This is a genomic window from Kitasatospora sp. NPDC022785 (genome assembly GCF_055561295.1).
Map to the genome: position 1 here is coordinate 20982 of NZ_JBVHHB010000010.1, position 25809 is coordinate 46790.

The following is a 25809-nucleotide window of genomic DNA, read 5'->3' on the forward strand; positions in this document are numbered from 1 at the left end:
CCGGCCTCGCACCACCATTGACATGTACCGACAGTAACTGTGAATGTTGCTCCGAAACTCTGCGTTTCAAGCAGTTTCACGCACTGCGTGAACACACTCTGATCAGTCGACAGGAGAACGCACCGTGCGCCTACTTCGACATCACCTCCGCTGGGCCTCCCTCGCCGCGGCCGTCACCAGCGTTGCCGCCCTCGCCGGGCCCGCCGTTCCGGCCCGGGCCGCGACCCCCGGCTCCGCCGTCCTCGACGCGGGCCACCAGAGCGCGACCTGGCAGAGCCCCCGGTACGCCAAGGGGACGCTCGGCGGCGCCGCCGACTGCCCGCCGGCCGCGCAGGACCCGGACGGCGCGGTCTGCGACCACTTCGACCTGACCGTCGATGTCCCGGCCGGGTACTGGGACGACAACCCCGAGGGCGGCGTCCCGGTCTCCATCCAGTGGCAGACCCCCACCGACGACTTCGACCTGTACGTCTACGACGCCAACGGCAAGGAGGTCGCCCAGAGCGCGGGCACCGCCGACCCCGAGGCGACGGTGATCCCCCGGGCCTCCGGCACGTACCACGTCCTGGTCGTCCCCTACGACGTGCACGACAACTCCTACACCGGCCGGGCCTATCTGCCGCAGACCGCCGACGCGGGCGACCTCACCGCCTTCGACGGCTCCCAGGGCAGCTACGACATCGCCGCGGGCACCCTCAAGGCCAAGGTCGACTTCCTGGCCGACGACCAACTGCGCTTGCGGGCCGCCCCGGACGGCGTCCTCACCGACCCGGCCGGCAGCACCATCATCCGCAAGCAGCCCGAACTCCAGCGCGACACCAGCACGTTCGACGCCGGCGCGTACTACGGGATCCGCTCCGGCGGCCTGGTGCTGCGGGTCTACAAACACCCCCTGCGATTCGGCCTCTACCGGGCCGACGACCGCACCGCCCTCTGGCAGGAGGACGCACCACTGCGCTGGAGCACCAGCGGGCTGCGGCAGAGCCTGGTGCGCGGCGCCGACGAGCAGTTCTTCGGCGGCGGCGAGCAGAACGGCGCCTTCTCGCACCGCGACAAGACCATCCACGTCGCCAACAGCTCCAACTGGAACGAGGGCGGCTACAACAACTCGCAGCCGTTCTACGTCTCCAGCGCCGGCTACGGGGTCTTCCGCAACACCTTCGCGCCGGGGATCTACGACTTCGGCTCGCCCGTCCGCACCGGACAGCAGGAACGGCGGCTCGACGCCTACTACTTCACCGGCGACGTGAAGTCGGTGATCGGCCGGTACACCGCGCTGGTCGGCAAACCCTTCATGCCGCCCGTCTACGGCCTGGAGCCCGGCGACTCCGACTGCTACCTGCACAACGCCAACCGCGGCGAGCGGCACACCCAGGACGCGGTGAAGGTCGCCGACGGCTACGCCGAGAACCAGATGCCGCTGGGCTGGATGCTGGTCAACGACGGCTACGGCTGCGGCTACGAGGACCTCGCGAAGACCGGCGAGGGCCTGCGGAAGGACCACGCGCAGCTCGGGCTCTGGACGCAGAACGGCCTGCCCAACCAGGCCGAGGAGGTCAAGGCCGGGGTCCGGGTCCGCAAGCTCGACGTCGCCTGGGTCGGCAACGGCTACGACTTCGCGCTGAACGCCTGCGACCAGGCCAAGGCCGGCATCGAGGACAACAGCGACGCCCGCGGCTTCGTCTGGCTGCCCGTCTCCTGGGCCGGCGCACAGCGCTGCGGCGTGCTCTGGAGCGGTGACCAGAGCCTCTCCTGGGACTACATCCGCTGGCAGATCCCCACCTACGCCGGCGCGACCATGTCCGGCATCGCGTACAACACCGGTGACATCGGCTCCATCTTCCGGCGCGACCCGAAGATGTACGCCCGCGACCTGCAGTGGAAGGCCTTCCTCCCGGCCGTCATGACCATGGACGGCTGGGCGAAGGACATGGCCGGCAAGGAGCCCCGCGATCAGCAGCCCTGGTTGGACGGGGAGCCGTACACCTCGATCAACCGCAAGTACCTGCAGCTGAAGGAGCGGCTGCTGCCGTACATGTACACCCTGTCGGCGGAGGCCACCAGGACCGGCGTCGGCGCGGTCCGGCCGCTGGCCCTGGAGTACCCGGACGACCCGGCGGCCCTCGGGCCGAACGCGACCTACGAGTTCCTGGCCGGGCCGGACTTCCTGGTCGCACCGGTGTACTCGGACACCTCGGTGCGCGACGGCATCTACCTGCCCGAGGGCACCTGGACCGACTACTGGACCGGGCACACCTACCAGGGCCCGACCACGATCAACGGCTACTCCGCGCCGCTCGACACGCTGCCGTTGTTCGTCAAGGGCGGCTCGATCGTCCCGATGTGGCCCAAGGGCACGCTCTCCTGGCAGAACCGGGACCGGACCGAGCTCGACTACGACCTCTACCCGCAGGGCGACTCCTCCTACACCCTGTACGAGGACGACGGCACCACCCGGCAGTTCGCCCAGGGCGCCTCGGCCACCCAGAGGGTCGACGTGCACGCGAACCGCGCCGTCACCGTCGTCAATGTCGGTGCCAGTGTGGGAAGTTACGCCGACAAGCCGGCCCGCCGGGCGTACCGCTTCACCGTGCACGGCCAGCCCGCCCCGCGCCAGGTCGTCACCGAGGGCGGCCCGCTGCCCCGGCTCGACTCCGCGGCCGCGCTCGGCTCCGCCTCCTCCGGCTGGTACTACGACGCCGCGACCGGGGTGACGGAGATCAGGACGCCGGCCGTCTCCACCGACCACGGCTTCTCGCTCCAACTGATCCACGGCGGCCACTGACCGCCCCGCCCAGAGGGGGCTCCCGCGCCCGGGCGGCGCGGGAGCCCTCGGGCGTCCGGCCCTGGGCGGGGGCGTTCCTGGGACGCTCCGGGGGCGTTCCTGGGGGCTGCGGGGGCGTTCCTGGGACGCTCCGGGGGGGGCTCCGGGGGCGAGAGACATAGGCGCGACCGCGAAGGCGGCACCGTCGTCGTCCGGCGAACCCGCTCCGGTTCCGTGCCGGTGCCTCAGTACCGGTTGCGTGCCGGCGGGTTCATGCCGTGGTTGCTCCTCCGCGCCTGCCGGGGCGGGGGTTCCACCCGGTGGGCGCCGCCCGAACCCACGGGACGGGTCGGACATCTGGCTCACCGTCAGATCACCGTGTAATGTCACACTCCATGATGCCCGCCCGCCGCGCCGTCCTGGCAGCGACCCTCATCGGGGTGCTCTCCACGCCACTGCTGCCGGCCACCACCTCGGCAGCCGAGGACCGGTCTGCCTGTCGCACCGTCACCTCTCCCCCGGCCGACCGGGAGCAGGACCGCCTCGGGGACACCCGGACAGCCGCCTTCACCGAGGGGGCGGGCCTCGGCGACTTCGTCCGACGCTTCCCCGCTGCCCTGTGCAGTGCCCGGAACGCGGCCGAGGCCGGACGACTCGTGGAGGCCTGGGGACGGGCCCTCTGGTCGGCGGCGACCGACCGCGCGCAGGAACGGCGCCCCGGCGGCGACCTTCCCGCCCGGGATGACCGCCCGCTCTATTGGACCCGGCTCGCCATGACCGTCCAACTCGCCCGGTGGCAGCCCGACTTCCCTATCGACGCCACGGCCCTGCGGGAACGGTTCGAGGACGCCTCCCGAGGGCTGGCGGAGAACGACTTCACCGGCGCCCCGGGCCTGCGGCGAATATTCGTCAGCGGCTTCGACCCCTTCGGCCTCGACGACGAGCTGCGCCGCGCCAACCCCTCCGGCTCCGCCGCCCTGCAGCTGAACGGCCGCCGGATCACCCTCGCCGACGGCACCCGGGCCGAGATCAGGGCCGTCCTGCTCCCCGTCCGCTACGCCGACTTCGACCACGGCATCGTCGAGCGCGCCTTCGGCCCGCGCCTCACCCCAGGCCGCCGGTCCGCCGACCTCATCACCACGATCAGCCAGGGCTACCCCGGCCTGTTCACCCTGGAGGCGTGGGCGGGTCGCGCCCGCTCCGCCGACCCGTACCCCGACAACACCGGCACGCTCTCCGGCGGCACCCGGGAGCACCCGGTGACCGCCCCCGGGCTCGGCCCCGGAGCGGAGTTCATCCCCACCACCCTCCCGACCGGCGCGATGACCGCCGTCCAGCAGCCGTACCCCGCCCTGCTGAACACCGAGGTCACCGAGATCCCGGCCGGGGACGAGCAGCCGGTCGACCGCGCGGACGGGCCGACCCCGGGCTCGCGGGCCGTCGCCGGCGGCGGCGGTGGCTACCTCTCCAACGAGGTGGCCTACCGCTCCAACCGGCTGCGGCTGGACCTCGCCCCGCGGCTGCCCGGCGGCCACCTGCACACGCCCGTCCTCACCGGCCTGCCCGACCGGCCCGACCGGCTCACCGGTCCGGACTTCGAGCGGAACGAGGCCGCGATCACCGACGAAGTCCTCGACATCCTCCGGCACGCGACCTTCTGACCCCACCACCTGCCCGCCCCGCCCTCAGTCGAGGCACCCGGCGACTCGTACGATGATCATCGTGACAGAGGTGACGGGGTGAGCGGGCAGACGGGCGCGGCCCGGGCGGTGACCGACGTGCTGCAGCCGCGCAACGTGCTGCTGGCGGGGATGGTCGCGATCGGGGTCGCCGCGGCGGGTGACTGGACCGGGGTCGGCTGGGGGCTGCTGGGCGCGCTGTGCGCCGGGCTGGTGCCGGCCGGGTACATCGAGTGGGAACGGCGGCGCGGCACCTGGGGTGACCGGCACGTGGTGGACCGGCGGCAACGCGGGCCGATCTTCCTGGTGATCCTCGGCTCGATCGGGTCCGGGGCGCTGGCGATGCTGCTCGGGCACGCGCCGCGCGGGATCCTGGTGGCGATGCTGGCGCTGTGGGCGATGACGGTCGTCCTGCTCGCCGTCAACACGGTCTGGAAGATCAGTGTGGACTCCGCGGTGGCCTCGGCCGTGGTGGCACTCGCGGCGGCGGTGCACTCGCCGTGGTGGTGGGGCTGCGGCCCGGCGGTGGTCGCCGTGTGCTGGTCGCGGGTGGCTCTGCGCTACCACACGCTCGGCCAGACGGTGGCGGGCGCGGGACTGGGAGCGGCCACCGGCGCGGCCGCCTGGGCGTTCCTCGGCTGACCGCCGGGAGGGCGCGGCGTCAGCCCGCCTCCCGGGCCCGCTCGGTGATGTTGCGGGCCATCCCCCCGAAGACGGCCGCGTGGAAGGGGGCGACCGCCCACCAGTAGGCGTGGCCGGCCAGTCCGTGCGGGTGGAACAGCGCCCGCTGGCGGTAGTGCGTGCCGCCCTCGCCGTCCGGGCCGACCGACAACTCCAGCCAGGCCAGGCCCGGCAGCCGCATCTCGGCGCGCAGCCGCAGCAACCGCCCCGGTTCGATCTCCTCGACGCGCCAGAAGTCCAGCGAGTCGCCGACCCGCAGCCGGGCCGGGTCCCGCCGCCCGCGCCGCAGGCCGACGCCGCCGACCAGGCGGTCCAGCCAGCCGCGCAGCGCCCAGGCGAGCGGGAAGGAGTACCAGCCGTTGTCGCCCCCGATGCCCTCGACGACCTGCCAGACGGCACTCGGGGAGGCCCCGACGGCGCGTTCCCGGACGTCCTCGTAGAGGCTGCCGCCCGCCCAGCCGGGGTCGGTGGGCAGCGGGTCGCTGGGAGCGCCGGGGAGGGAGGCCGAGGACCAGCGGGTGACCACCTCGGCGTCGCGGATCCGGCGAAGGGCGAGCTCCACCGCCCGGTCGAAGCCGATCAGGCCGCCGGCCGGGTCGGGCACCCAGCGGGCGATGTCGTGCTCGCCGCACACCACCTCGTGCCGCAGCGACTCGACCAGCGGCCGGGCGATGGCGTTCGGCACCGGGGTGACCAGGCCCACCCAGTGGCTGGACAGCCCCGGGGTGAGCACCGGCACCGGGACGATGACGCGCCGGCGCAGCCCGGCGACCCGGGCGTAGCGGCGCATCATGCCCCGGTAGGTCAGGACGTCGGGCCCGCCGAGGTCGAAGGTCCGGTTGACCCCGGACGGCAGCCCGGCCGCGCCGACCAGGTAGCGGAGCACGTCCCGTACGGCGATCGGCTGGATCCGGGTCCCCACCCAGCTCGGGGTGACCATCACCGGCAGCCGCTCGGTGAGGTAGCGCAGCATCTCGAACGACGCGCTGCCGGATCCGATGATCACCGCGGCGCGCAGTTCCGCGGTGGGCACGCCGCTGCGCCGCAGCGTGCGGCCGACCTCCGCGCGCGAGCGGAGGTGCGGCGAGAGCTGCTGCTCGGGCACCCCGCCGGGGATCAGTCCGCCCAGGTAGACGATGCGGGCCACGCCGGCCGCGGCGGCGGCCTCGCCGAACGCGCGGGCGGCCTCGCGGTCGGTCTGCTCGAACCCGGGCCCGGTGCCCAGCGAGTGGACGAGGTAGTAGGCGACGTCCACCCCGTCGACGGCGGCGTGGAGCGTGTCGGGCCGGGTGACGTCACCGGTGACGGTCTCGACCTGCGCCCGCCACGGCTGGTCGCGCAGCCGGCCGGGGTCGCGGACCAGGCAGCGCACCGGGTGTCCGGCCGCGAGCAGTTCGGGGACCAGGCGGCCGCCGATGTAGCCGGTGGCGCCGGTCACCAGGCAGCGTGGCGGGGTGGGAGGCTGATGGGTCATGCCGGCTCCTCCGCCCGGTGGCCGCAGGCCGCCGGGCCCTGCTCGGTTTCCGGGGTCGGTGTGAACCCAGGATCTCGCGCGCCGTCCGGATCCGGCGACCGGGCGGACCGGGTGGCAAGGTCGGGGGCCGGGCCGGTGGTGGCCAGATCGGGGGGCCGGGCCGGTGGTGGCCAGATCGGGGGCCAGATCGGGGGCCGGGCCGGTGATGGCCAGATCGGGGGGCCGGGCCGGTGACCCGGCCGGTGCCGAAGGTCCGCCTGGCACCATCGGTGACGCGCCGGCGCCGGGTGAAGCTCACCGCGGCCCCCGGCGGCGCGGGACCACCCGCAGGGACAGCAGGGCGCGGCCCACGGTGGCTCCCCCGTACACCGAGAAGCCCACCCCGATCAGCCAGGACTGGACGACCAGTACCGTGCCGACCGGCCCGTACGAGACCACGTTGGCCACGATCAGCGGTGCGAACACCAGCCGGGAGAACGCCCGCAGGCCGGCCAGCGCGACGACGGTCGCGGCCGCGCCCGGCAGCAGCCTGCGCCAGGAGACCCGCGCGCCGAGCAGCAGGCGTTGCAGCCACCAGAAGAGCAGGATCCCGCCCCCCACCGTGGCGACCACCCTCAGGGCCGGCTGCGCGGCGGTGTGCTCCCAGGGGACCCGGCTCCAGGCCGCGACCAGGATGTAGCCGATCAGCCCCGCCAAGGCCGCGGCCTGCCGCCACACGCTGTGCCAGGCGGCGGGCGCCAGCTGCCAGATCCGCTCGTACGCGGTCTGCAGGGCGGTCATCAGGGTGACCCCGAACACCGCGAGCGCGGCGAGGCTGAGGCCGGTGGCGGTGCTGAGAACCTCCCGCCGCGAGGCGAACAGCTGCGCCACCGCCGCCGACGACCGGCCGGACAGGCCGAGGCCGTCGGCGATCCAGTCGGCGATTCCGCTGCCGCGGGTCGGTGACGCGGCGGCGATCACCACGAGCAGCGGCACGAGCGTCACGAAGCACAGCGCCGCGAACGCCATCGCCCGCTGCAGCAGCTCGACCTCGCGGCCCCGCCGCCACGTCACGGCGACCACGCTCCGGGCGCGGCGGATCACGTCAGCGGTACGGCGTGCAGGCATCGCATCGAGGTGGGCCCGGGCGGGTCGGCGAGCGGCTCGGCCACCCCGCCGTTCACGTAGACCAGGAAGGTCCCCGTGTCGTCGGTGTAGACCGGCCGTCCGTCCGGCCCGGTCGTGTGCGTCAGGCTCACGACGACGACGCGCGGATCGGCGTGGGCGCCCGGTGCCCCGGGGATCGTGACGGCGTATCGCTCGATGTGTTCCATGGCGGCCTCCTGATGCCGCTCCGCCCGGCCGGCGGGGCCGGACGGGTGTGCCGGGGCCGTCCGCACAACCTCCTCCCCCGGGGGCCCGTGGGCGCATCTGCCCTGCTCTCCCGGGGGCAAACGACCTCCGGGTCCCGTGAACGGCCGACCGCCGGGCCGCCGGGGCGAACGAGCTCCGGGCAAACCGTCCGTCGGCGGACCGCCCGTGGGCGGTCGACCACCGGGCGATCCGCCTTCAGGAGGCGTCCGCCGCCGGATCGGCCAGCCGCTCCCGCAGGCTGCCGAGCGTGGCGGCCAGGAGCCGGGAAACGTGCATCTGGGAGCAGCCGATCTGCTCGGCGATCTCCGACTGGGTGCAGTCGCCCCAGAACCGCAGCATCAGGATCGTGCGCTCGCGCGGCGAGAGCTCGCCGAGCAGCGGCCGCACGGACTCCCGGAACTCCACCAGGGCGAGGTTCCGGTCGCGCTCGCCCAGCCGGTCGATCAGCGCACTGCCCGTCTCGTCCTCGCGGTCCTCACGCAGCGCGTCCAGCGAGTCCGAGCGGTAGGCACGGCCCACGCCGAGCGCGGCGGCGACCTCGGCGACGTCCAAGTCCAGCTTCTCGGCGAGCTCCTCCGCGGTGGGCAGCCGCCCGAGCTCCTGCTCCAGGACGTCCGAGCGGCGGGCGACCCGCAGGTAGAGCTCCTGGAGGCTGCGCGGGACCCGCACCGGCCAGGAGGTGTCACGGAAGAACCGTTTGATCTCACCGACGATCGTCGGGATCGCGTACGTCACGAACTCCACGCCCCGCCGGTGGTCGTAGCCGTCCACCGCCTTGATCAGCCCGACCGTGCCGACCTGCAGGAGGTCCTCCAGCTCGGCGGAGCGGTTGCGGAAGCCGGAAACGACGAACCGCACCAGCGGCATGTTGAGCTCGATGATCGTGCCGCGTACGTAGCTGTAGGCGTCCGACTCGCGGTCCAGGCCGGCGAGGCGCTCGAACAGCGCGTCGCTCCGCGCCCGGGCCTCGGTCTTGCCCATGCCCCGCAGCTCGTCGCGGGTCGGTCGGTGGAAGTCCTGCGCTCGTGGCGCGCTCGCGGGCAGCACCGCAGTGGTGAGGGCGGACACGGGGTCATCTCCCTGGCTTGTCCCCGCGCCACCTCACCCCCGGACAGGGTGATGCCTCCACCCGCGCGGCGGCTACGGACAGCCACGACGGGGGCACGCAGGGATCGGATGATGGGAGACCGTGACACCCGGCTTCTTCAGGCGGCGGCGTCCCGGCACGGTGACCGTGCCGTGAATCCGGCGGCTGCGAGACCGCCGGTGCGGAGAGGGCGGCAAGCCCGGCACTCCGTTCTTCGTTTATGCCCGGCCGCCGGGCGGATCAACCTTTTCCGGAGGCGCCCGACGCGGGGCGTGGCGACGAACGGACGATCGTCATGGCGACGGACGTGGTCCTGCGCCGTTTCCCGGTCCGCCGACCGGGCAGACGCGCGGCACGGGGACCGCCTCGCGCGCCGAGGAGACCGGCCATGGCCGCCACGACCGCGCCGCCCCTGCCCCGCACCGCACCGCACCCATCGAGCAGACCCGACAGGACGTGATCGCATGACCTCCCTCGGACGCCTCCCCTCCGACGGGGAGTCCGCCGGTGCCGGGCTCCGGGACCGGGCCCGCCGGGCCGGGGGCTGAGGTGGCCGGGATCATGGACGACGCCGCGTTCGGACGGCTGCTGGGCACGGTGCTGGAGGAGTCGCACACCACGGCCCCCGGCGCCCTGCCGGCCCTCATCGGCCGCACCGCCGCCGCCATGGGCCTGGCGGGCGCGGCCGTGTACCTGGCGGACGTCCAACAGGGTCGGCTGGTCGCCCTCCCGTCCGACGCGCCCTCCGACAGGGCGGATCCGGCGGCCGGGCAGGCGGGCGACGTGCTGGAGATCGACGGGACGCTGGCGGGGTGGGCGTACCGGACGATGTCGGAGCGGCTCTCCTCGGGCCCCGGGCTGACCCTGTGGCTCCCGCTGGCCGACGGGATCGAGCGGATCGGGGTGCTGCGGGTGGCGGCCACCTCGCTGGATGCCGCGACGATCGATCGGTGCCGGACGCTGGCCTCGCTGACCGCCCTCCTCGTGGAGTCGAAGTCGGCGTTCAGCGACACCGTGGCGCGGACGGTACGGCGCCGCCCGATGACCCTGCAGGCCGAGCTGGCGTGGGCGTTCATGCCGCCCATGACACTGGGCACCCGCCAGGTCACCTCCAGTGCCGTGCTGGAGCCCGCGTACGAGATCGGTGGGGACGCCTTCGACCACAGCCTCGACGAGGGTCGGCTGCACCTGGCGGTCGTCGACGCGATGGGGCACGACCTCGCGGCCGGCGGGGCGTCGGCGGTGGCGCTGGCCGGCTGCCGGTCGGTCCGCCGGGCCGGCGGCGGCCTCGCCGAGATCGTGGCGGCCGTCGACGGGGTGCTCGCCCGCTGGATACCGGGCCGGCTGCTGACGGCGGTCTTCGGCGAGATCGATCTCGCCGGCGGCCGGTTGTCGTGGGTCAACTGCGGCCATCCGCCGCCGCTGCTGATCCGCCGCCAGCACGTCGTGCCCGACGCCCTGCGGCGGCGCTCCGAGCTGCCGCTCGGACTGGGCGAGGGCTACCCGGTGGCGAACCGGACGGTCCACCACACCCAGCTGGAGCCGGGTGACCGGGTCCTCGTCCACACTGACGGGGTGACCGAGGGCCGGGGCCCCACCGGAGAGCAATTCGGCGAGCAGCGGCTGCTCGACCTGGTCGTGCGCTCGGTGGCGGCCGGTGAGCCGGCCCCCGAGGCGCTGCGCCGGCTGGTGCGCGCCCTTCTCGACTACCAGGGTGCGGGTCTTCGTGACGACGCCACCGTGCTGCTCGCGGAATGGCACCCGGCGCCGTGACGCCGGGCCCTCGCGCCCGCACCCGCACCCGCACCCGCACGACGGAGGGTCCGCGCCACTCGGGTGTCGGGCGTACCGCCGGCGCGGCGCCGGTGAACCTCCGCCCGCGCGGCCCGGGCGCCGGCCGTCTCAGGACAACCGGATGCCGATGACGCAGGTGTCGTCGTACGGGTTGGGTGCCTTGAGCCGGCGCAGTACGTGGTCGAGGCAGCCGGGGATCCCCGGCACCTTGTACTCCTCGACCGCCCTGAGCAGCCGGTCCAGGCCGCGGTCGAGGCCCTCGCCGCGGCGCTCGACCAGTCCGTCGGTGAAGAGCAGGACCAGGTCGCCCGGCGCGAGCGTCAGGACGGTGCTGCGGTAGACGGCGCCGGGGTGGGCGCCGAGCAGCGGTCCCAGGGGCGGGTCGAGGTAGCGGCCGACACCGTCGTGGACCAGCAGGGGCGGCAGGTGCCCGGCCCTGGCCCAGGTGAGGGTACGCCGCCCGGTGTCGAGCCGGCCGCAGACTGCGGTGGCGATGAACTCGCCGCCGAGGTGGCAGAGCATCTGGTTGAGGCGCTGGAGCAACTGGTCCGGTTCGGCCCCGGTGAAGGCGAGGCCGCGCAGCGCGTCGCGCAGCTGCGCCATGCCGGCGGCGGCGCGCAGACCGTGGCCGGAGACGTCGCCGACCACGATGAGGACGGTGCCGTCGGGGAGGGTCAGGGCGTCGTACCAGTCGCCGCCGACCTGGGTGTCGCTCTCGGCCGGCAGGTAGCGGGCCGCCATGTCGAGGTTGGGCGCGGGCGGGCCGTTCGGCACGTCCATGAGCGCGTGCTGGAGGGCGCGGACGGCGCGGTGCTCCACGGCCGTCTGACGGACCTGTTCGGCCAGCCGGGCCCGGGTGTCGGCGAGCGCCTTCTCGGTGTGCCGCCAGGCGGTGATGTCCTGGATGACGCCGCGTACGGCGAGAGGCTCGCCGTCCAGCTGCCCGGGGACGGTCTCGGCGATGGCCCGGACGGCCCGGCTGACGCCGTCGGCGCGGACGACCCGGAACTCGAGCGTGGCGGAGGTGTGGCCGGCGAGCAGCCGCTCGGCCAGGAGCCGGACGGCGGCACGGTCGGCCGGTGCGATGGCGGCCTCCGCCTCGGCCGGGCCCAGCGTGCCGGGCTCGGCCCGTTCCGGCAGGCCGAGCAGCCGGAAGACCTCGGGCGAGCAGTCGAGTCTCGCGGCGGAGACCTCCCACTGCCAGGTGCCGAGGCCGGCCAGCCGTTGCGCCTGGGCGAGCTGCTGTTCCCGGCGTTCCTGCTCGTCGTGGGTGCGCCAGCTGACCAGGACGCCGTCGAGGAACGGGGTGGCATGGAGGGTCATGGTCGAGCCGTGGACCGCGCCGCCGACGACCTCGACGTACTGCTCGGCCTCACCCCGGTAGGGCACGCCGCCGGCCGCGACGTCGAGCAGGTGCTGGAAGGTGCCGGAGGAGACCATGCCGGGGTAGAGCTCGCTGAGCAGCCGGCCGACGATGTCCTGACCGGTGCGCCCGGCCAGGTCGACGGTGGCGGCGTTGGCGTGCCCGACCCGAAGGTCGGTGACCTTCCCCTCGGGCTCGCGGACGGCGTGCAGGATCAGGACGGGGTCGAGGAGCGCGTCGAGGACCGCCCGGAACCACGGCTCGCCGGCCGGCACCGGAGCTTCCTCCTCCGCGCCCGGGGTGAGCACGCGCAGCAGCTGGGCGGCGCACAGCCGGGCCAGGGCGGAGAGGTGGTGCGCGGTGGGCCCGTCGGCGTGGAAGTCGCCGGGCCAGCCGAGTTTCATCGCGCCGATCAGCTGTTCGCCGGTGCGCAGCGGCAGCGCGCAGACGGTGTCGCCGGGGACGAGGTCCTCCCCCTTCAGGTCGGGGTACCGCGTGGCGAAGTCGGAGCGGCCGCGCACCCACACGGTCGCTCCGGCGCGGGCGGCGTCGGTCAGCGGCAGGGACATGTGCGGGGGGATGCGCTGCCACTGGCTGAGCTGGTGGGCGGGCACCCCGTGGCTGGCGACCAGCCTCAGCGCGCCGTCGGGCTCCAGGACGGTGAGGGCCACCGCGCCGACACCCAGCGGGGCGAGGGCGGCCTCGATGAGCAGGGCGGCCAGCTCGTCCGGTGTCTCGGCCGAGCCGAGGGCCGAGGCGGTGACGTGGTAGCGGGCGGCGTACTCGCCCCCGACCGCGGGAGCGCCCGCCCGCGGCTGCGGGGGGTCGGGGCCGCGCATCACGGGGGCGGGCGGCGCGAAGGACGGACGCCGCTCCACCACGGGGAGGTGCTCGTCGGCCTCCGGCGGCGCGACGGTCCCGAGGAGGTCGGCGGCGATGTCGACGAGTTTGCGGTTGCTGTCCTGGGAGAGCTGGACGAGGTGGCTGAACGCCTCGTCCGGGGTGCACCCGATCCGTTCGGTCAGGATGCCCTTCGCCTGTTCGATCACGGCGCGCGTCCGCATCGCGCGGCGCTGGCCCTCCACCTCGCTGCGCAGCCGGTCGATGGTGGCCCGTAGCCGGGCGCTCTCGCTGTGCGATTCCGACATCCGCGCCCCCTGGTCTGTCCTGCCAAGGTCCCGGTTCGCGTCTCTGGGCTGCCGGGGACGGTGCGAGGCACCGTGTTGAGGTGTGGGTCCAGCTTAGGCCGGTGGCCCGGGCGGCGCCGCGTGCGGGCGGGGCGTCCGCCGGCGGCTTGGGCCGGTGGCCCGGGCGGTGCCGCGTGCGGGCGGGGCGTCCGCCGGCGGCGCGGGACGTGGGCGCCGTCAGTTCAGTGCGGGTCGCGTCCGGTCGCGGGTCCCAGGCGGGCCGGCGGGGCGGCGATCTCCGACCACACGGTCTTGCCGCCCGCGTCCGGCACGCTGCCCCAGGCCCAGGAGAGCAGCGCGACCACACGTAGCCCGTGCCGGCCGGGGACCGCCGGATCGTCGTTGCTCCGGAGTACCGGCGGTTCGGGGCTCTCGTCCGACACTTCCACGCGCAGCCCCGACGACGAGTGGCGCAGCCGCAGCTCGATCGGACCACCGGCGTGCCGGGCGGCGTTGGTGACCAGCTCGCTGACGACCAGCAGGACGTCCTCGGCCACCGCCCGGCGCTCGTCCCCGGCGGCCGGGAGCCAGCCCCAGTCGAACAGGGCCGCGCGGGTGAACTCGCGGGACCTGGTGACCGCTCCCCTGCCGGAGACGAGGGCCAGGCTGCGCTGGTCGGCGGCGGGTGGCATCAGCCGTCCTGGCCGGCGAGCGCCTCGGCCCTCGAGGGGGCGATGCGGAAGATCTCGGCCGCGCCGGTGATCTCCAGCATGCGGGCCACCATCGGGCTGGGACCGGCGAGCACCAGCACCCGGCCGCCGCCCTCGGCGGCGAGGCGGGTGCGCAGCAGCAGGTTCAGGCCGGTGGAGTCGCAGAAGGAGAGGCCGTCGCAGTCGATCACGACCGGCCCGGGCGGGCCGTGCAGGGCCGTTTCCAGGGCTTCCCGCAGAGGCTGCGCCGTGTCGTGGTCCAGCTCGCCCTCGGGGCGGACGACCACGCTCCGCCCCGAGGCGCTGACCGTCACCGTGAGCCCCTCCGGGCCACCGTCGGCTTCCATGGCCTCCGCTCCTCCCATGTCCTTGTTCAACGATAGGGCGCGTGTGCTCTCAGCGGTCGCGGACGGTCGTCTCGACGATCTTGCCCGTGGCCGTGCGGACGGCGTGCACCCGGTGGCCGATCGTGGCCACCACGAGCAGTCCGTACCCGCCCGGCCCGGGCCGCGCGGCCGGGTGGAGAAGCTCCGGGCTGGTGTCCTCGACCGCGATCTCGACGCCCGCGTCGGCGACCGCCATGCTCAGCGTGCACGGGCCCGGCGCGTGACGGCAGGCGTTGCCCACCAGCTCGCCGACCACCAGCACCGCGTCCTGGCAGGTCTGGGGGCTCAGCCGGCCCCTGCCGAGACCGGCCAGCTCACCGAGGAAACGGCGCGCGGCGCGCCTGGCCCTGGCCTCCGAGCCCGGGGCGCCGTCGAGGTCGACCTCGAGCGAGGGGACACATCGCATGACGTCACCTCGGTTCTCCTCGCTTCCGGTCCGGACCTCGCGCCTACCCCACCGCAGCCGGCGTAACCTGCGGCTCCGATGCCGGGAGGGGCACCATTCGGGACGCCGGGAGGGGCACCATTCGGGACGGTGACACCGCTCGGGACGAAGGCCGCCGGCCCCCGACAGCCGTCCAGGGCGCCGCGCCGACCGTGGGCCGGCGCGGCGCCCTGGAAGACGGGGGCCTTCTGTCGTTCCGGGCGGCCTCAGGCCGGGGTGAGGCGGCCCCGCCATCCGCCGCTCTCGCCGCCGCGTCCCTCGATGAATCCCTTGAAGCGGTCGAGATCGCCCTTCACCCGCCAGTCGACCATGCCGAGCGTGTCGGCCGCCGACTCGGCCAGGCCCTTCGGCTCGAACTCCATCGCCAGGCTCACCCGGGTGTGGTTCTCGTCGATCTTCCGGAAGGTCACCATGCCCATCTGCTGCACGTCCCCGCCGACGGTCCGCCAGGACACGCGCTCGTCGGGCACCTGGTCGACGATCTCGGTGTCGAACTCGCGGCTCACGCCCGCGATGCTGGTCTTCCAGTGGTTGTGCCGGTCGTCGACCTGCCGGACCTCCTCCACGCCGTCCATGAAGTTCGGGAACTCCTCGAACTGCGTCCACTGGTTGTACGCGGTGTGCAGCGGCACGTCCACGTCGATCGATTGCCGCACCATGCTCATGAGTGCTCCTCCTCGTCGGCGGTCAGTCCTTGGCGGCGTCCTTGACCTTCTGGGCGGCCTGCTTGAGGTCGCTCTTGGCCTGGGTCGCCCGGCCCTCGGCCTTCAGACCGGGGTCGTCGGTGGCCCTGCCGACGGACTCCTTCGCCTTGCCCTTCGCCTTCTCGGCGACGTTCTTCACCTTGTCCCCGGCGCCCATGGCGTCGCTCCTCTGCTCTCGGCCCGGCCGTGGTCCGGCCGGCGTCCCGGGGCGTCTGCTCCGGTTGGCGGACCTCAAACCGCCCGGCCGGCTCGGGCTTGGCCCCGCCCCTGGCGGGTAGCCGCGGGAGGCGGCGGTGTCCCCCGGCCCTCCCGTTCGCCGGCACCGCACCGCGGGAAGGAGGCCGACGTGCGGCCGCTGCGCTTCGGTGTGGAGGAGGAGTACCTCCTCGTGGACACCCGGACCAGGACCACGGTGCCCCGGGCGCCCTCCGTTCTGCGGGACGTGTCGCGCGTACTCGGCGACCGGGCACAGGCGGAGTTCTACGCCACCCAGATCGAGGGCTGCACTCCCCCGGTGCGCACCGCCGCCGAGCTGCGCGCACACCTGCTGGCGGTCCGGGCGGCCCTGACGGCGGCGGCGGCCCGGGCCGGCTGCCTGCTGGTCGCGTCCGGGTCGGCCGTGCTGCCGAGCGCCCATCCGCTGCCGGTCACCGACGCACCGCGCTACCGGCGCATCGCCGGCCATGTGGGGCCGGGCGTCGCGGACCAGGCCGGCGGGGAGGTCTGCGGCTGCCACGTCCATGTCGGCGACCTGACCCGGGGCGAGGCTCTCGCGGTGAGCACCCGCCTGAGCCCGTGGCTGCCGGTCGTCCAGGCCCTCGGTGCGAACTCACCGTTCTGCGAGGGCGCGGACCGCGGCGGGGCGAGCTCGCGGGCGACACACTACGAACGCTGGCCGACGGTCGGTCCGGCCCCGAGCCTCGACGAGACCGGGTACGAGCGGTACGTCGAGCGGCTGGTCGCCGACGGCACCGTCGTCGACCGGCGGATGATCTACTGGTACGCCCGCCCGTCCGAGCACCTGCCCACGCTGGAGGTGCGCATCGCGGACGTGAACGCCGACGTCGGGGTCCCGGTGCTGATCGCGGTGCTGCTCCGCGGGCTGACCCGCGTCCTGCTCGCGGAGACGGACCGGCCGTGTCCGCCCGTCGGGGAGCGGCTGCTGCGCACGGCCCACCGGCGGGCCGCGGCGGCCGGGCTGCACGGCACCGCCCTGGACGTGCGCGGCGGCGACGACGCGCCCAGGTCCGCGCCGGTGTCCGTGCTGCTCGACGAGTTGCTGGAACGGGCCGCGCCGGGCCTGGCGGCAGAGGGCGACCTCGACCTGGCCCGGCGGCTCTGCGCCCGGCTGCTGGCCGGCGGCGCCGGCGCGGACGCCCAGCGGGCCGCTTTCGCCCGGCGCGGCCTGCTGCCGGACGTGGTCGACGCGCTCGCGGCGCTGACGGCGGGCGGCGGGACGTCGGGCGCCCGGACCTCGGGCGGCCGGACCTCGGGCGGCCGAACGGAGTCCGAGTGAGCCGGCCCGTGCCGGGCAGACGCGCGCTGGGGGCCGCCGAACCGGAGGTGTGACCGCCATGCCCCGCCCGCAACGAACTCCGCTCCGCCGCCGGGTACTGATGTGCCCGCCCACCTACTTCTCGGTGGACTACACGATCAACCCGTGGATGGACCCGGAACGACCGGTCGACCGGCGGCGGGCGGTCCGCCAGTGGGAGGAGCTGGTGGGCGTGTACCGCTCCCTGGGGCACCTGGTGGAGTTCGCCGACCCGGTGCCGGGGCTGCCCGACATGGTGTTCAGCGCGAATGCCGCCACCGTGGTCGACGGGAGGGTGCTGATCGCCCGCTTCCGCCATCCGCAACGGGCACCGGAGGCGGTGGCGTTCTGGCGCTGGTTCGCCGGCCGTCCGTTCCCGGAGGTCGGCATGGCGGCGCACGTCAACGAGGGGCAGGGCGACATCCTCACCGCAGGCCGCATCCTGCTCGCCGGTACGGGGTTCCGCACCGAGCCGGCGGCCCACGACGAGGTCCGCCGCCGCCTCGGCCTCCCGGTCGTGACCCTGCGGCTGGCGGACCCCTGCTTCTACCACCTCGACACCGCGCTGTGCGTGTTGAGCGAAACCGAGGTGCTGTACTACCCCGGCGCGTTCGACCGGCCGAGTCTGGCGGCGCTGACGGCGCTGTTCCCGGACGCCCTGCTCGCCACCCGGGAGGAGGCCGGCCGCTTCGAGGTGAACGCCTTCAGCGACGGCCACCACGTCGTGCTCCCCGCCACCGCGGACCGGCTGGCCTCCCGCCTCGCCGGCCGCGGGTTCGAGCCGGTCGGCGTCGACGTGTCGGAGTTCCGCAAGGCCGGTGGCGGGGCCAAGTGCTGCACCCTCGAACTCGCCGCGACCTGACCGCAGCCGCCCCTCCTCCCTCGGAGACCACCACCAGGAGACCAGCGTGAGGAGACCACCGTGATCGAGACCTCCCGACCGCCCCGCCTGCCCGCCCCGCGCGGCCCGCTCTCCGAGGCCGTCCGGACCGTCCTCGCCTCGGGCCCGCCCGGCGCCGCGGGCCTGCCCGACCCCGTCCCGGTACGCACGCAGGACCCGTGGGGCGAGGACCTTCAGCTGGCCCTCTACGTCTGCTACGAGCTGCACTACCGCGGCTTCGGGGGCGTCGACCCGGGCTGGGAGTGGGACCCTGGACTCTTGCGACTGCGCCGCGCGTTGGAACGGCACTTCCTGGCTTCCGTACGGGCGGAGGCGGGCGGGCCGCCTCCGCTGGACGACCTGCTCGAACGGCTGCTCACCGAGCCGCGCACCGGCACCGGCCCCTCCCACTTCCTGCTGGCCGACGGACGGCGCTGGCAGGCCTGCGAGTACCTGGTGCACCGCTCGCTGTACCACCTCAAGGAGGCCGACCCCCAACTGTGGGCGGCGCCCCGCCTCGGCGGCGCGGCGCAGGCGGCCTTCCTCGCCGTCGAGTACGACGAGTACGGGGCGGGGCACCCCGATCGGGCGCACTCCCGGCTCTTCGCCGAGATGATGGCGGACTTCGGCCTGGACCCCACGTACGGCCACTACGTCGACGCGGCGGCCGCCCCGGCGCTGGCGGTGGTCAACCTGATGTCGCTGTTCGGTCTCCACCGGGCCCTGCGCGGCGCGCTGGTGGGGCAGTTCGCGGCGGTGGAGATCACCTCCTCGCCCGGGTCCGCCCGGCTGGTCCGGGCGTTCGAGCGGCTCGGCGCGGGGCCGGCCGGCATCCGCTTCTACCAGGAGCACGTGGAGGCCGACGCCGTGCACGAGCAGCTGGTCCGGCACGGGGTGATCGCCCCGCTCCTCGCGGCGGAGCCCGGGCTGGCCGGCGACGTGGCCTTCGGGGTCGCCGCGAGCTCGCTCGCCGAGGAGCGCCTGGCCGACCACCTGACCGGCGCGTGGGCGGCCGGGCGCAGCTCACTGCGCGGCGGACCGCTCGCCGGAACCGGGTGGACCGCCCGGGCCGGGTGAGCCGCCCGGGCGGTGGCGACGGTGGCTGGTGTCGCAGAAGGGGTAGCGGCGGCTGCGGCCGCAGGTGCACAGGGCCACCATCGGACGGTCGGAGCGGACGGTGGTGCCGTCCGGGAGCACGATCTCGACCGGGCCCTCGATCAGCACCGGGCCGTGCCCCGTCGGCTGCACCCGCCGCGGGCCGCCACGATCGGGGCGGGCCGGCTCGGACAGCGCGGGCGACTCGGACGGCCCGGACGGCCCGGACGGCCCGGACGGCTCGGACGGCCCGGACGGCTCGGGCCGCCCTGGTAGGACGGGACGGGCGGGTGAGTCAGGCAGGGCGGGCACCGCGGATCACCGCCAGTTCCTCCTCGCGAACGCCCGGGTCGATCAGGCCGCGGCTCTCGAACCAGACCGCCCGTGCGGTCATCACCGGCCCGAAGCGCTGGCGCCGCCGGGCCACCACCTCGGCCCGCAGCCCGGCCCGTTCCAGGGCTCGCACGGTCGCCCGGACGTCGGCCAGCGAGGACTGCACCACGAGCAGCACCCCGCCGCGCGCCAACAGCCCGGGGGCCTCGCGGCAGATCCGGTCGAGCAGCAGCCGGCCGTCCGGCCCGGCGTCCCAGGCCCGCGCGACGCCCCGCCGCGGGCTCCCGGGCCGCTCGGCGGGCACGTACGGCGGGTTGCTGAGCACCAGGTCGAACCGCCGGCCCCGGACGGGGCCGGTCAGGTCGCCGTGGCGCAGCCGGATGCGACACCGGTGGAGCCAGGCGTTCGCGCCCGCGGTCGCGAGGGCCAGCCAGGACACGTCCACCGCCGTCACCCGGGCACCGCGGCAGGCCGCCGCCAGCGCGATCGCACCGCTGCCGGTCCCGAGATCGAGGCAGCGCACCCCGCGCAGCGGACCCTCCCGGGCCAGGCTCTCCGCCAACAGGGCCGTGTCGCCCTGCGCCGGGTACACACCGGGTGGTCTGAGCAGCAACATAACGCGCGCCTGCCCAGCATCCTCCTGCACAACCGGAGATTGCGGGCTTCACTCCCGTACCACCGGACGACCCCGGCACCGCGAGTGTTTCCCGCCGAGCCGGGCAGACGGAAGGGCCGGAGGTGGGGACATCATGACCCTGCTGATCATCGTCCTGCGATTCGCTCTGTTTCTGCGGCGCAGGTCTCGCCGTCGGCGTGCTGCGCGCGGTCGACGTACTGCGGGCGGTCGACGTACTGCGGGCGGTCGACGTACTGCGGGCGCCGGCGCCCGCCGGGCTCGTGGCCCGGGTGCCGGGCATCGTACTCGCCGGCGGCTCCTCGTCCGACGTCCGACGCCGGTGGTGCCGCCGATGGGCGCCCGCCCGCCGATGGATGCCCGCGAAGGACGCGGACATGCCCACGAAGGAGGGCCGCCATGGCGCTCGTACTCTTCCTGATCATCATCGCGATCGTGCTCGGGCTGATCGGCGTGGTCGCCCACGGGCTGCTCTACCTGCTGTTCCTCGGCATCGCGGTACTGCTCCTCGCCCTGGGCATCTCCGCGGTCCGGTTCCGGCGCGGGGGCGGGCGCGCGACCCGGTGAGGTGCGATCGCGTGAGGTGGGATCGCGCGGGAGGAGGCGGCTCGGCTCCGGGCGCCTCAGCTCCGGTCGCCGAGGAGTTCGGCAACCGTGTCCGGGCAGTCGATGAAGGAGCTCTCGTCACCTGCCGGGACAGCGCGGTAGGTGCGGTCGAGGAACCTGGCGAGCTCGTCGGTGCGCAACACGACCAGCGCGCAGCCCTCCGTACCATGGATCTGGATCTGGGTGAACCCCTCCTCCCACGGGCCGACCCGGATGTCCCCGTGGCCGGAGAGCGCCTCCAGCCCGGCGGCGAAGAGGTCGCGCGCGGCGGTCCACTCCGTCTCCACGTCCTCGCACGGCCGGACCGACGCCCGGGCCGGAAAGCCGAGTGTGAGGGCGAGCGGGTCGTCACTGGCGTAGCGCGCGCAGATGCGGATCATCTGCGGCGCCGGCCCCAGGATGCAGGCCTCCACGACGTCCTCGATCAGATGGCTCACTCCGTACTCCTCCCTGCGGTGTGGTGCCCGGGCGTCTACCCGGGCCGCGGAGGTACATGTCCTCCCCGTCCGGGGGGAATGGTGGATGCCCCGTGCCCCCTCGTTCACATCTCCCGTATCGTCCCGACCCCATCGCGCCGGGCGCGGGCCCGGGGAGGGGGCGCCGTTGTCACCCGCCGCACGGCACCGGGGAAACGCATGACACCGAGGAAAGAGGCCCGCACCATGAGCAGGTTCGACGCGTTCACCGCCATGCTCGACTGTCCGGTCCACGTCGTCACCGCGGCCGTCGGCGAGGAACGGGCGGGCTGTCTGGTCGGCTTCGCCGGGCAGTGCTCGATCCGGCCGCCCCGGTTCACCGTGTGGATCTCCAAGGCGAACCACACCTACGCCGTCGCCTCGCGCGCCGACACCCTGGCGGTCCACCTGCTGTCACGGCAGCGCCACGACCTCGCCGAACTGTTCGGCGGCCTTACCGGCGACCGGGTCGACAAGTTCACGGCCGTCCGCTGGACCCCCGGCCCGGACGGCGTCCCCGTCCTCACCGACGCCGTCGCGTGGTTCGCCGGCCGCGTGCTCGACCGCGCCGACTGGGGCGACCACGTCGGCTTCCTCCTCGACCCGTTCGTCACCCGCACCACCACCGACCACGGCCACCCGCTCACCCTCCGCGACGTGACCGACATCGACGCAGGACATGCCGCCTGACCCTCCGGGGGCCGGCCCGGTGACCGCTCGCGTCATCGCCGACGCCTCGGCCGGGCACGCGCCCACGGATTCGGCCGCCCGGCGGCGGACTCGGACACCCTCGTCAGGAGACCTCTACGCCGGAGAACAGCGGGCTGCCGGCGCCCGGAGGCCGGCAGCCCGCACGGGTGGGCTCGTCGCGGTCAGCCGTGCCGCATGTCGTCCGGGTCGGCGGGAAGGCCCGCCGACGTGCCGCGGCCGCCGTCCTCCGGCAGAGGCGGCGCGCCCTCCCCTGTCATCCGCGTCTGCGGCGTCTCCCTGTCCGGCGCGTCGGCGGGACCGGTCGGCCCTGCCCCGGCCGGGGCAGCCGGCCCGCCGTCCGGTGTCAGCCGGCCGCGCCAGGCGCCCCGCTCCCGGCCCTGCTCCTCGATGAACCCCTTGAACCGCTTGAGGTCGCCCTTGACCTGCCGGTCCAGGACACCGAGCATGGCGCCCGCCCTCTCGGCCATGCCGTGGGGCTCGTAGTCCATGGCCAGGCTCACGCGGGTGCGGGCCTCGTCGATGCGCTGGAACGTCACGACGCCCATCTGCCGGACGTCGCCGCCCACGGTGCGCCAGGCGATGCGCTCGTCGGGCAGTTGGTCGACTATCTCGGTGTCGAACTCGCGCCGGGCGCCGGCGACCTTCGTCGTCCAGTGGCAGTGCCGGTCATCGGTCTGGCGGACCTGCTCCACGCCGTCCATGAACCGCGGGAAGTCCTCGAACTGCGTCCACTGGTTGTAGACGCTGTGCAGCGGGACCTCGACGTCGATGGACTCCTTCACCGTGCTCATGGCGTTCCCCTTCCACAGGTGCGGCCCGGAGGCTCCGAGCCAACCGGCGCCTGCCCGCGAGACGGGATCCCAATCAGCGGGCCAGGGCTTCGCCCCGGCGTGCGGGGCCGGCCGGTAGGCGCCCTCGACGCGCTGCGGCAGGCCTGCTCCCGGTCCCGTCACTCGCCGGCCGCGGCTGTGCGCCGGGTCAGGTCCATGTGCCAGTTGGTGATCCATGTCCGCCCGCCGTCGAGGGAGAAGGCCTGCTCCCAGTGCGCGCGGTCGGCGGTGATGCCCGACCAGATGAAGCGGGCCCGGATCTCGTGGCCGTCGTGCTCGTCGTCGCCGTAGAAGACGCCGGTGCCGTCCGGGCGGAAGCCGCCGCTGACCGGCGGGAAGAGGGTGCCGGTGCGCTTGCTGGCCCAGTAGAGCGACCACTGGGCGGTGGCCGGGTCGAACAGGCGCAGGGTCAGACCGGAGAAGCCCTTCGTGGGGAACTCGATCTCGTCGAAACTGGCGGCGCCGTCGAAGTGGACGGAGGCGCGGGTGACGCCGGGGAACTCCTCCCAGTGCTCCTCGCCCTCGCTGGGGTCGAGGAAGTTCTTGCGCCAGCGGTTGGCGACGTCGTAGGTGCCGGTGAGGAAAGCGAAGCCGTTGTTCGTCATGCAGCGGACGCTATGGCCACTTCCCTGACAGCTTCTGTCAGCGAAGTGGCGCGAATTGACGGCTGTGCCTGCCCGCCGGTCGGGGGCGCGGCCCGGCGCGGCCGGTGACCGGCACCGGTGGGCACGCCGCGGCATGGCCGCCTGCGGCCGCCGGGGCGACACTGGAGACAGCCAGGGGCGATGACGCTCGCCCTCGAACGCCCTCGATGCCGCGGCGCTGACGGCCTCCATCCGGCAAGGGCAGGAAGGCCGCCGTGCCCGCCGGCTCGTCGAGAGCCGCGCGCGCCTCGCCGGCCTCGGCGCCCCCGCCCGACTCCTGCGCGACCTGCACCACGGCCTCGGCCGGGAACTCGCGGCCCCGGCCGAACGCCCCGGCGTCCGATGACCCTGACCGAACGACCCGGCGTCCGATCACCCTGCCCTGCCCTGCCCCGGGAGGAATCCTTGCGTCTCACCGACACCCGCACCGGCACCACCGCCGAGATCCGCCCCGCCTGGCGCGGCCTGCTGCGCGTCGCCGTCCACCTCGGGCGCCCGGAGCACCCATTCGACCTCGCGGACCTGCGCGCCCTGCTGGTCGCCGACGTGCTGCGCCGCGTCTGCGAGCTCGGCGGGGATCTCCAGGTCGGCCTCGTGTGGGCATACCCCGACCTGCCGCCTGCCCAGGTCAAGGCGCTGGCCCGGGGCGCCGACCTGATCGGCGTCCACCCGCCCGACCCCGACGGTGCCACCGCCCCGGCCGACGTCCACCTGCTCGCGCCCGGTACCGGCGCCGCCCGGCCGGCCGCCGGCGCCGTCGTCACCGCCACGGCGCCCGCCCGGCCGCCGGTCCCCGGCGAACCACCGCTCGGATTCCTCGACCGCATGGAGGTGGAGCCGCTCGCCGTCCGCCTCGCGCTGCTGCGCCACCCCTACCGGGTACCCGTGGACCTCACCCGCCGGACACTCACCGCCGCCCAGGAAACGCTCGACCGCTGGCGGCGGCTGGTCGCCGACTGGGCGCAGGAGCCCTCCCTCCCCTCGCTCGCCGACCCGACCCACCGGGCCTTCGCAGCCTTCGAGAACGACCTCGACACCGCGACCGGCCTGGCCGAGCTGGACCGGATCGCCGATGGCTCCGGGCCGGCAGGTGCCCGGTTCGAGACCTCCGTGCGCCTCGACCGCGTCCTCGGTCTCGAACTCCCGCGGGACATCGGCCGGGCCGCGCCCCGGACGAGGAGCTGAGCCGGTTGGCCCCGGCCCGGACGAGGAGCTGAGCCGGTTGGCCCCGGCCCGGACCGGCGGTAGCGGCCGGGGCGGGAGGACGACACGGTGCGCGCCTGCCGGGAACGGACGGCCCGCCACGGCGCGAACGAGCCCACCCCCGGCTCAGCCGGTGCCCGCGTAGTCGTGGTCGCCCGAGCGTGGCACGAACGGCACGCCGTGCCCGGCGGCGCACGGCACGGCGGCCTGCACGTCGCCCTCGGTCGCACACGCCACGCCCAAGGCCGGGACGCACCGTCAGGCGGAAGGCTTCGGGCGGCCGTCGCCGAGGGCGGTCGAGGCGTCGCGGAGCGCCTGGTCCACCGCTTCGGCCTGGCACTGCCACCGGGCGAGCGCCGTCCGGAGCGCGCCACCGGTGGCGAAACCATCGAGGGCGGCCACCGCGGAGGCACCCGAGTGGGCGCCGAGTCCGCGGATCGTGGTGTTCGCGTCGGCGAGTTCGGTCAGCGCGGCTCTCACCGGCGCGATACTCCCGGGCGGGTCGACGCCCTCGTTGTTCTTCGGCGAACCACTCACCGCTGATCATCCCCTCCCCGGTCGATGATTCGATCACGTTAGTCGGCGACAGGAATTGTTAACAACTCGTCAATATGCGCCAGCGGCTTACCTGTTGCCTTCCCGGTTGCCTTTCCCACATCCCTTCCCGCTGCCATTCCCGCCGCCATTCCTGTTGCCTTCCCTGTCGATGCCGGCCGGGCTCGCCGCCGTGTCGACAGCCGGCGCCGCGACGTGCCGTGAACCGGGGTGGAATCTTGACGCGGGGCTGACGTCACACCCGGTCGGCGACGGCGATACTGGGCAGGTCGCGAGCGGCGGATCCGGCAGGTGCCAAGGGTTCCGAGGACAGGAGGGACCATGGGGACGACGACCGGGATCGCGACCGCCCTGGCGGCGTTCGCGGCCCTCGGGGGCCTGGTCTCCTACCTGGCCGGCGTGGCGGGGCTGCGGGACCTCCGGCGGCTGCGCCGGGCCGGCGTGCCGGTGCGGGCACTGGTGCGCGAGCGCGTTCCAGGGCCGGAGGACCGCTCGGCCGTCTCCCGCCCGCTGCTGCAGTTCACCACCGACGACGGCCGCGTGGTCGAGGTCTTCTCGCCGGTGCCGTCGAGCCGCCGCGCGCCCCTCGTCGACGGCTCGTACGTCGGCATCCGGTACGACCCTGCGGACCCTCGTCACGTCCTCGTCAGCGGGCGCGAGCGCCGTCGGCTGGAGTACGCGTTCCTGGGGCTGGGCGGCGTCATGGCGCTCGCCGCGCTCGTCCTGGTCGTCCTCGACCGGCGGCCACGGTGACGGCGGAGT

General features: G+C 74.6%; 26 protein-coding genes and 1 pseudogene. 11 read left to right on the forward strand and 16 right to left on the reverse strand.

What is annotated here, in order from left to right; genetic code table 11:
- The first annotated feature begins 124 nt into the window (after positions 1-124).
- The 3 genes from ACZ3YO_RS18070 to ACZ3YO_RS18080 all read left to right on the forward strand — a co-directional run bounded on the left by ACZ3YO_RS18070 (position 125) and on the right by ACZ3YO_RS18080 (position 5085).
- A complete protein-coding gene (locus ACZ3YO_RS18070) occupies positions 125-2785 on the forward strand; it encodes a glycoside hydrolase family 31 protein (protein ID WP_465570172.1) in 2661 nt (886 codons plus the stop codon).
- A gap of 362 nt (positions 2786-3147) precedes the next feature.
- Positions 3148-4425 (forward strand): pyroglutamyl peptidase, encoded by a 1278-nt coding sequence (locus tag ACZ3YO_RS18075; RefSeq protein WP_465570173.1) that lies wholly within the window; start codon positions 3148-3150, stop codon positions 4423-4425.
- Positions 4426-4503: 78 nt separating this feature from the next.
- Complete coding sequence (locus tag ACZ3YO_RS18080) at positions 4504-5085, forward strand: hypothetical protein (protein ID WP_331741591.1); 582 nt, start codon at positions 4504-4506, stop codon at positions 5083-5085.
- A 19-nt stretch (positions 5086-5104) separates the two neighbouring features.
- Here ACZ3YO_RS18080 and ACZ3YO_RS18085 read toward each other — a convergent pair whose 3' ends face one another.
- The 4 genes from ACZ3YO_RS18085 to ACZ3YO_RS18100 all read right to left on the reverse strand — a co-directional run bounded on the left by ACZ3YO_RS18085 (position 5105) and on the right by ACZ3YO_RS18100 (position 9019).
- Complete coding sequence (locus ACZ3YO_RS18085) at positions 5105-6598, reverse strand: SDR family oxidoreductase (RefSeq protein WP_465570175.1); 1494 nt, start codon at positions 6596-6598, stop codon at positions 5105-5107.
- 294 nt (positions 6599-6892) lie between these two features.
- On the reverse strand, positions 6893-7705 hold the full coding sequence (locus ACZ3YO_RS18090) for a ribonuclease BN (RefSeq protein ID WP_465570176.1): 813 nt from the start codon (positions 7703-7705) through the stop codon (positions 6893-6895).
- Positions 7678-7911, reverse strand: a complete 234-nt coding sequence (locus ACZ3YO_RS18095) for a DUF6296 family protein (protein WP_465570178.1) — start codon at positions 7909-7911, stop codon at positions 7678-7680. Before ACZ3YO_RS18095 ends, ACZ3YO_RS18090 begins: the two co-directional genes overlap by 28 nt.
- A gap of 235 nt (positions 7912-8146) precedes the next feature.
- Positions 8147-9019: a SigB/SigF/SigG family RNA polymerase sigma factor gene (locus ACZ3YO_RS18100; protein ID WP_465570180.1), complete on the reverse strand. Its 873-nt coding sequence runs from the start codon at positions 9017-9019 to the stop codon at positions 8147-8149.
- Between the two features lie 580 nt (positions 9020-9599).
- Here ACZ3YO_RS18100 and ACZ3YO_RS18105 point away from each other — a divergent pair.
- Positions 9600-10811 (forward strand): PP2C family protein-serine/threonine phosphatase, encoded by a 1212-nt coding sequence (locus ACZ3YO_RS18105; protein ID WP_465570181.1) that lies wholly within the window; start codon positions 9600-9602, stop codon positions 10809-10811.
- 129 nt (positions 10812-10940) lie between these two features.
- Here ACZ3YO_RS18105 and ACZ3YO_RS18110 read toward each other — a convergent pair whose 3' ends face one another.
- The 6 genes from ACZ3YO_RS18110 to ACZ3YO_RS18135 form a co-directional block, all read right to left on the reverse strand.
- Positions 10941-13343 (reverse strand): SpoIIE family protein phosphatase, encoded by a 2403-nt coding sequence (locus tag ACZ3YO_RS18110; protein WP_465570183.1) that lies wholly within the window; start codon positions 13341-13343, stop codon positions 10941-10943.
- 221 nt (positions 13344-13564) lie between these two features.
- The gene (locus ACZ3YO_RS18115; protein WP_465570184.1) at positions 13565-14014 is read right to left on the reverse strand and encodes an ATP-binding protein; all 450 of its coding nucleotides are present in this window, start codon (positions 14012-14014) and stop codon (positions 13565-13567) included.
- Positions 14014-14379 (reverse strand): STAS domain-containing protein, encoded by a 366-nt coding sequence (locus tag ACZ3YO_RS18120; RefSeq protein ID WP_465570186.1) that lies wholly within the window; start codon positions 14377-14379, stop codon positions 14014-14016. The genes ACZ3YO_RS18115 and ACZ3YO_RS18120 overlap by 1 nt, the downstream gene beginning before the upstream one ends.
- A 49-nt stretch (positions 14380-14428) precedes the next feature.
- Positions 14429-14824 carry an ATP-binding protein gene (locus ACZ3YO_RS18125; RefSeq protein ID WP_465570187.1) on the reverse strand — a complete coding sequence of 132 codons (396 nt, stop codon included), beginning with the start codon at positions 14822-14824 and terminating at the stop codon, positions 14429-14431.
- 245 nt (positions 14825-15069) lie between these two features.
- Entirely contained in the window at positions 15070-15528 is a 459-nt protein-coding gene (locus tag ACZ3YO_RS18130; RefSeq protein ID WP_465570189.1) for an SRPBCC family protein, read from the reverse strand.
- 22 nt (positions 15529-15550) lie between these two features.
- Positions 15551-15724: a CsbD family protein gene (locus ACZ3YO_RS18135; RefSeq protein ID WP_331741562.1), complete on the reverse strand. Its 174-nt coding sequence runs from the start codon at positions 15722-15724 to the stop codon at positions 15551-15553.
- 189 nt (positions 15725-15913) lie between these two features.
- On the opposite strand from ACZ3YO_RS18135, the gene ACZ3YO_RS18140 reads away from it, so the two are divergent.
- From ACZ3YO_RS18140 to ACZ3YO_RS18150, 3 genes are read left to right on the forward strand one after another with little or no spacing between them, the layout of a single operon-like run.
- On the forward strand, positions 15914-17083 hold the full coding sequence (locus ACZ3YO_RS18140; RefSeq protein ID WP_465570191.1) for a carboxylate-amine ligase: 1170 nt from the start codon (positions 15914-15916) through the stop codon (positions 17081-17083).
- A gap of 58 nt (positions 17084-17141) precedes the next feature.
- Positions 17142-17963: a dimethylargininase gene (gene ddaH, locus ACZ3YO_RS18145; protein WP_465570192.1), complete on the forward strand. Its 822-nt coding sequence runs from the start codon at positions 17142-17144 to the stop codon at positions 17961-17963.
- A gap of 60 nt (positions 17964-18023) precedes the next feature.
- Positions 18024-19058 carry an iron-containing redox enzyme family protein gene (locus tag ACZ3YO_RS18150; protein ID WP_465570193.1) on the forward strand — a complete coding sequence of 345 codons (1035 nt, stop codon included), beginning with the start codon at positions 18024-18026 and terminating at the stop codon, positions 19056-19058.
- Here the strand turns inward: ACZ3YO_RS18150 and ACZ3YO_RS18155 are convergent.
- Both ACZ3YO_RS18155 and ACZ3YO_RS18160 read right to left on the reverse strand, forming a co-directional pair.
- Complete coding sequence (locus ACZ3YO_RS18155) at positions 19005-19388, reverse strand: CDGSH iron-sulfur domain-containing protein (RefSeq protein ID WP_465570195.1); 384 nt, start codon at positions 19386-19388, stop codon at positions 19005-19007. The genes ACZ3YO_RS18150 and ACZ3YO_RS18155 overlap by 54 nt on opposite strands.
- Positions 19372-20025, reverse strand: coding sequence for a HemK2/MTQ2 family protein methyltransferase (locus tag ACZ3YO_RS18160; RefSeq protein WP_465570197.1), 654 nt, complete (start codon positions 20023-20025; stop codon positions 19372-19374). The genes ACZ3YO_RS18155 and ACZ3YO_RS18160 overlap by 17 nt, the downstream gene beginning before the upstream one ends.
- Positions 20026-20442: 417 nt before the next feature.
- On the opposite strand from ACZ3YO_RS18160, the gene ACZ3YO_RS18165 reads away from it, so the two are divergent.
- The gene (locus tag ACZ3YO_RS18165; RefSeq protein WP_331741551.1) at positions 20443-20610 is read left to right on the forward strand and encodes a hypothetical protein; all 168 of its coding nucleotides are present in this window, start codon (positions 20443-20445) and stop codon (positions 20608-20610) included.
- Positions 20611-20666: 56 nt separating this feature from the next.
- On the opposite strand, the gene ACZ3YO_RS18170 is transcribed toward ACZ3YO_RS18165, so the two are convergent.
- On the reverse strand, positions 20667-21086 hold the full coding sequence (locus ACZ3YO_RS18170) for an SsgA family sporulation/cell division regulator (RefSeq protein WP_465570198.1): 420 nt from the start codon (positions 21084-21086) through the stop codon (positions 20667-20669).
- 225 nt (positions 21087-21311) lie between these two features.
- Between ACZ3YO_RS18170 and ACZ3YO_RS18175 the strand changes: the two genes are divergently transcribed.
- Positions 21312-21794, forward strand: a complete 483-nt coding sequence (locus tag ACZ3YO_RS18175) for a flavin reductase family protein (protein WP_465570200.1) — start codon at positions 21312-21314, stop codon at positions 21792-21794.
- A gap of 359 nt (positions 21795-22153) precedes the next feature.
- On the opposite strand, the pseudogene ACZ3YO_RS18180 reads toward ACZ3YO_RS18175, so the two are convergent.
- Positions 22154-22606 (reverse strand): annotated as a pseudogene (locus tag ACZ3YO_RS18180) (SRPBCC family protein); the annotation flags it as partial.
- Positions 22607-22764: 158 nt separating this feature from the next.
- Positions 22765-23250 (reverse strand): hypothetical protein, encoded by a 486-nt coding sequence (locus ACZ3YO_RS18185; RefSeq protein ID WP_465570202.1) that lies wholly within the window; start codon positions 23248-23250, stop codon positions 22765-22767.
- A 444-nt stretch (positions 23251-23694) separates the two neighbouring features.
- Between ACZ3YO_RS18185 and ACZ3YO_RS18190 the strand changes: the two genes are divergently transcribed.
- Positions 23695-24474: a hypothetical protein gene (locus ACZ3YO_RS18190; protein ID WP_465570204.1), complete on the forward strand. Its 780-nt coding sequence runs from the start codon at positions 23695-23697 to the stop codon at positions 24472-24474.
- 276 nt (positions 24475-24750) lie between these two features.
- Here the strand turns inward: ACZ3YO_RS18190 and ACZ3YO_RS18195 are convergent, their stop codons facing one another.
- Positions 24751-25029: a hypothetical protein gene (locus ACZ3YO_RS18195; RefSeq protein ID WP_465570205.1), complete on the reverse strand. Its 279-nt coding sequence runs from the start codon at positions 25027-25029 to the stop codon at positions 24751-24753.
- A gap of 339 nt (positions 25030-25368) precedes the next feature.
- Here ACZ3YO_RS18195 and ACZ3YO_RS18200 point away from each other — a divergent pair, with 339 nt between their 5' ends.
- A complete protein-coding gene (locus ACZ3YO_RS18200) occupies positions 25369-25800 on the forward strand; it encodes a DUF3592 domain-containing protein (RefSeq protein WP_465570206.1) in 432 nt (143 codons plus the stop codon).
- Positions 25801-25809: the final 9 nt, after the last annotated feature.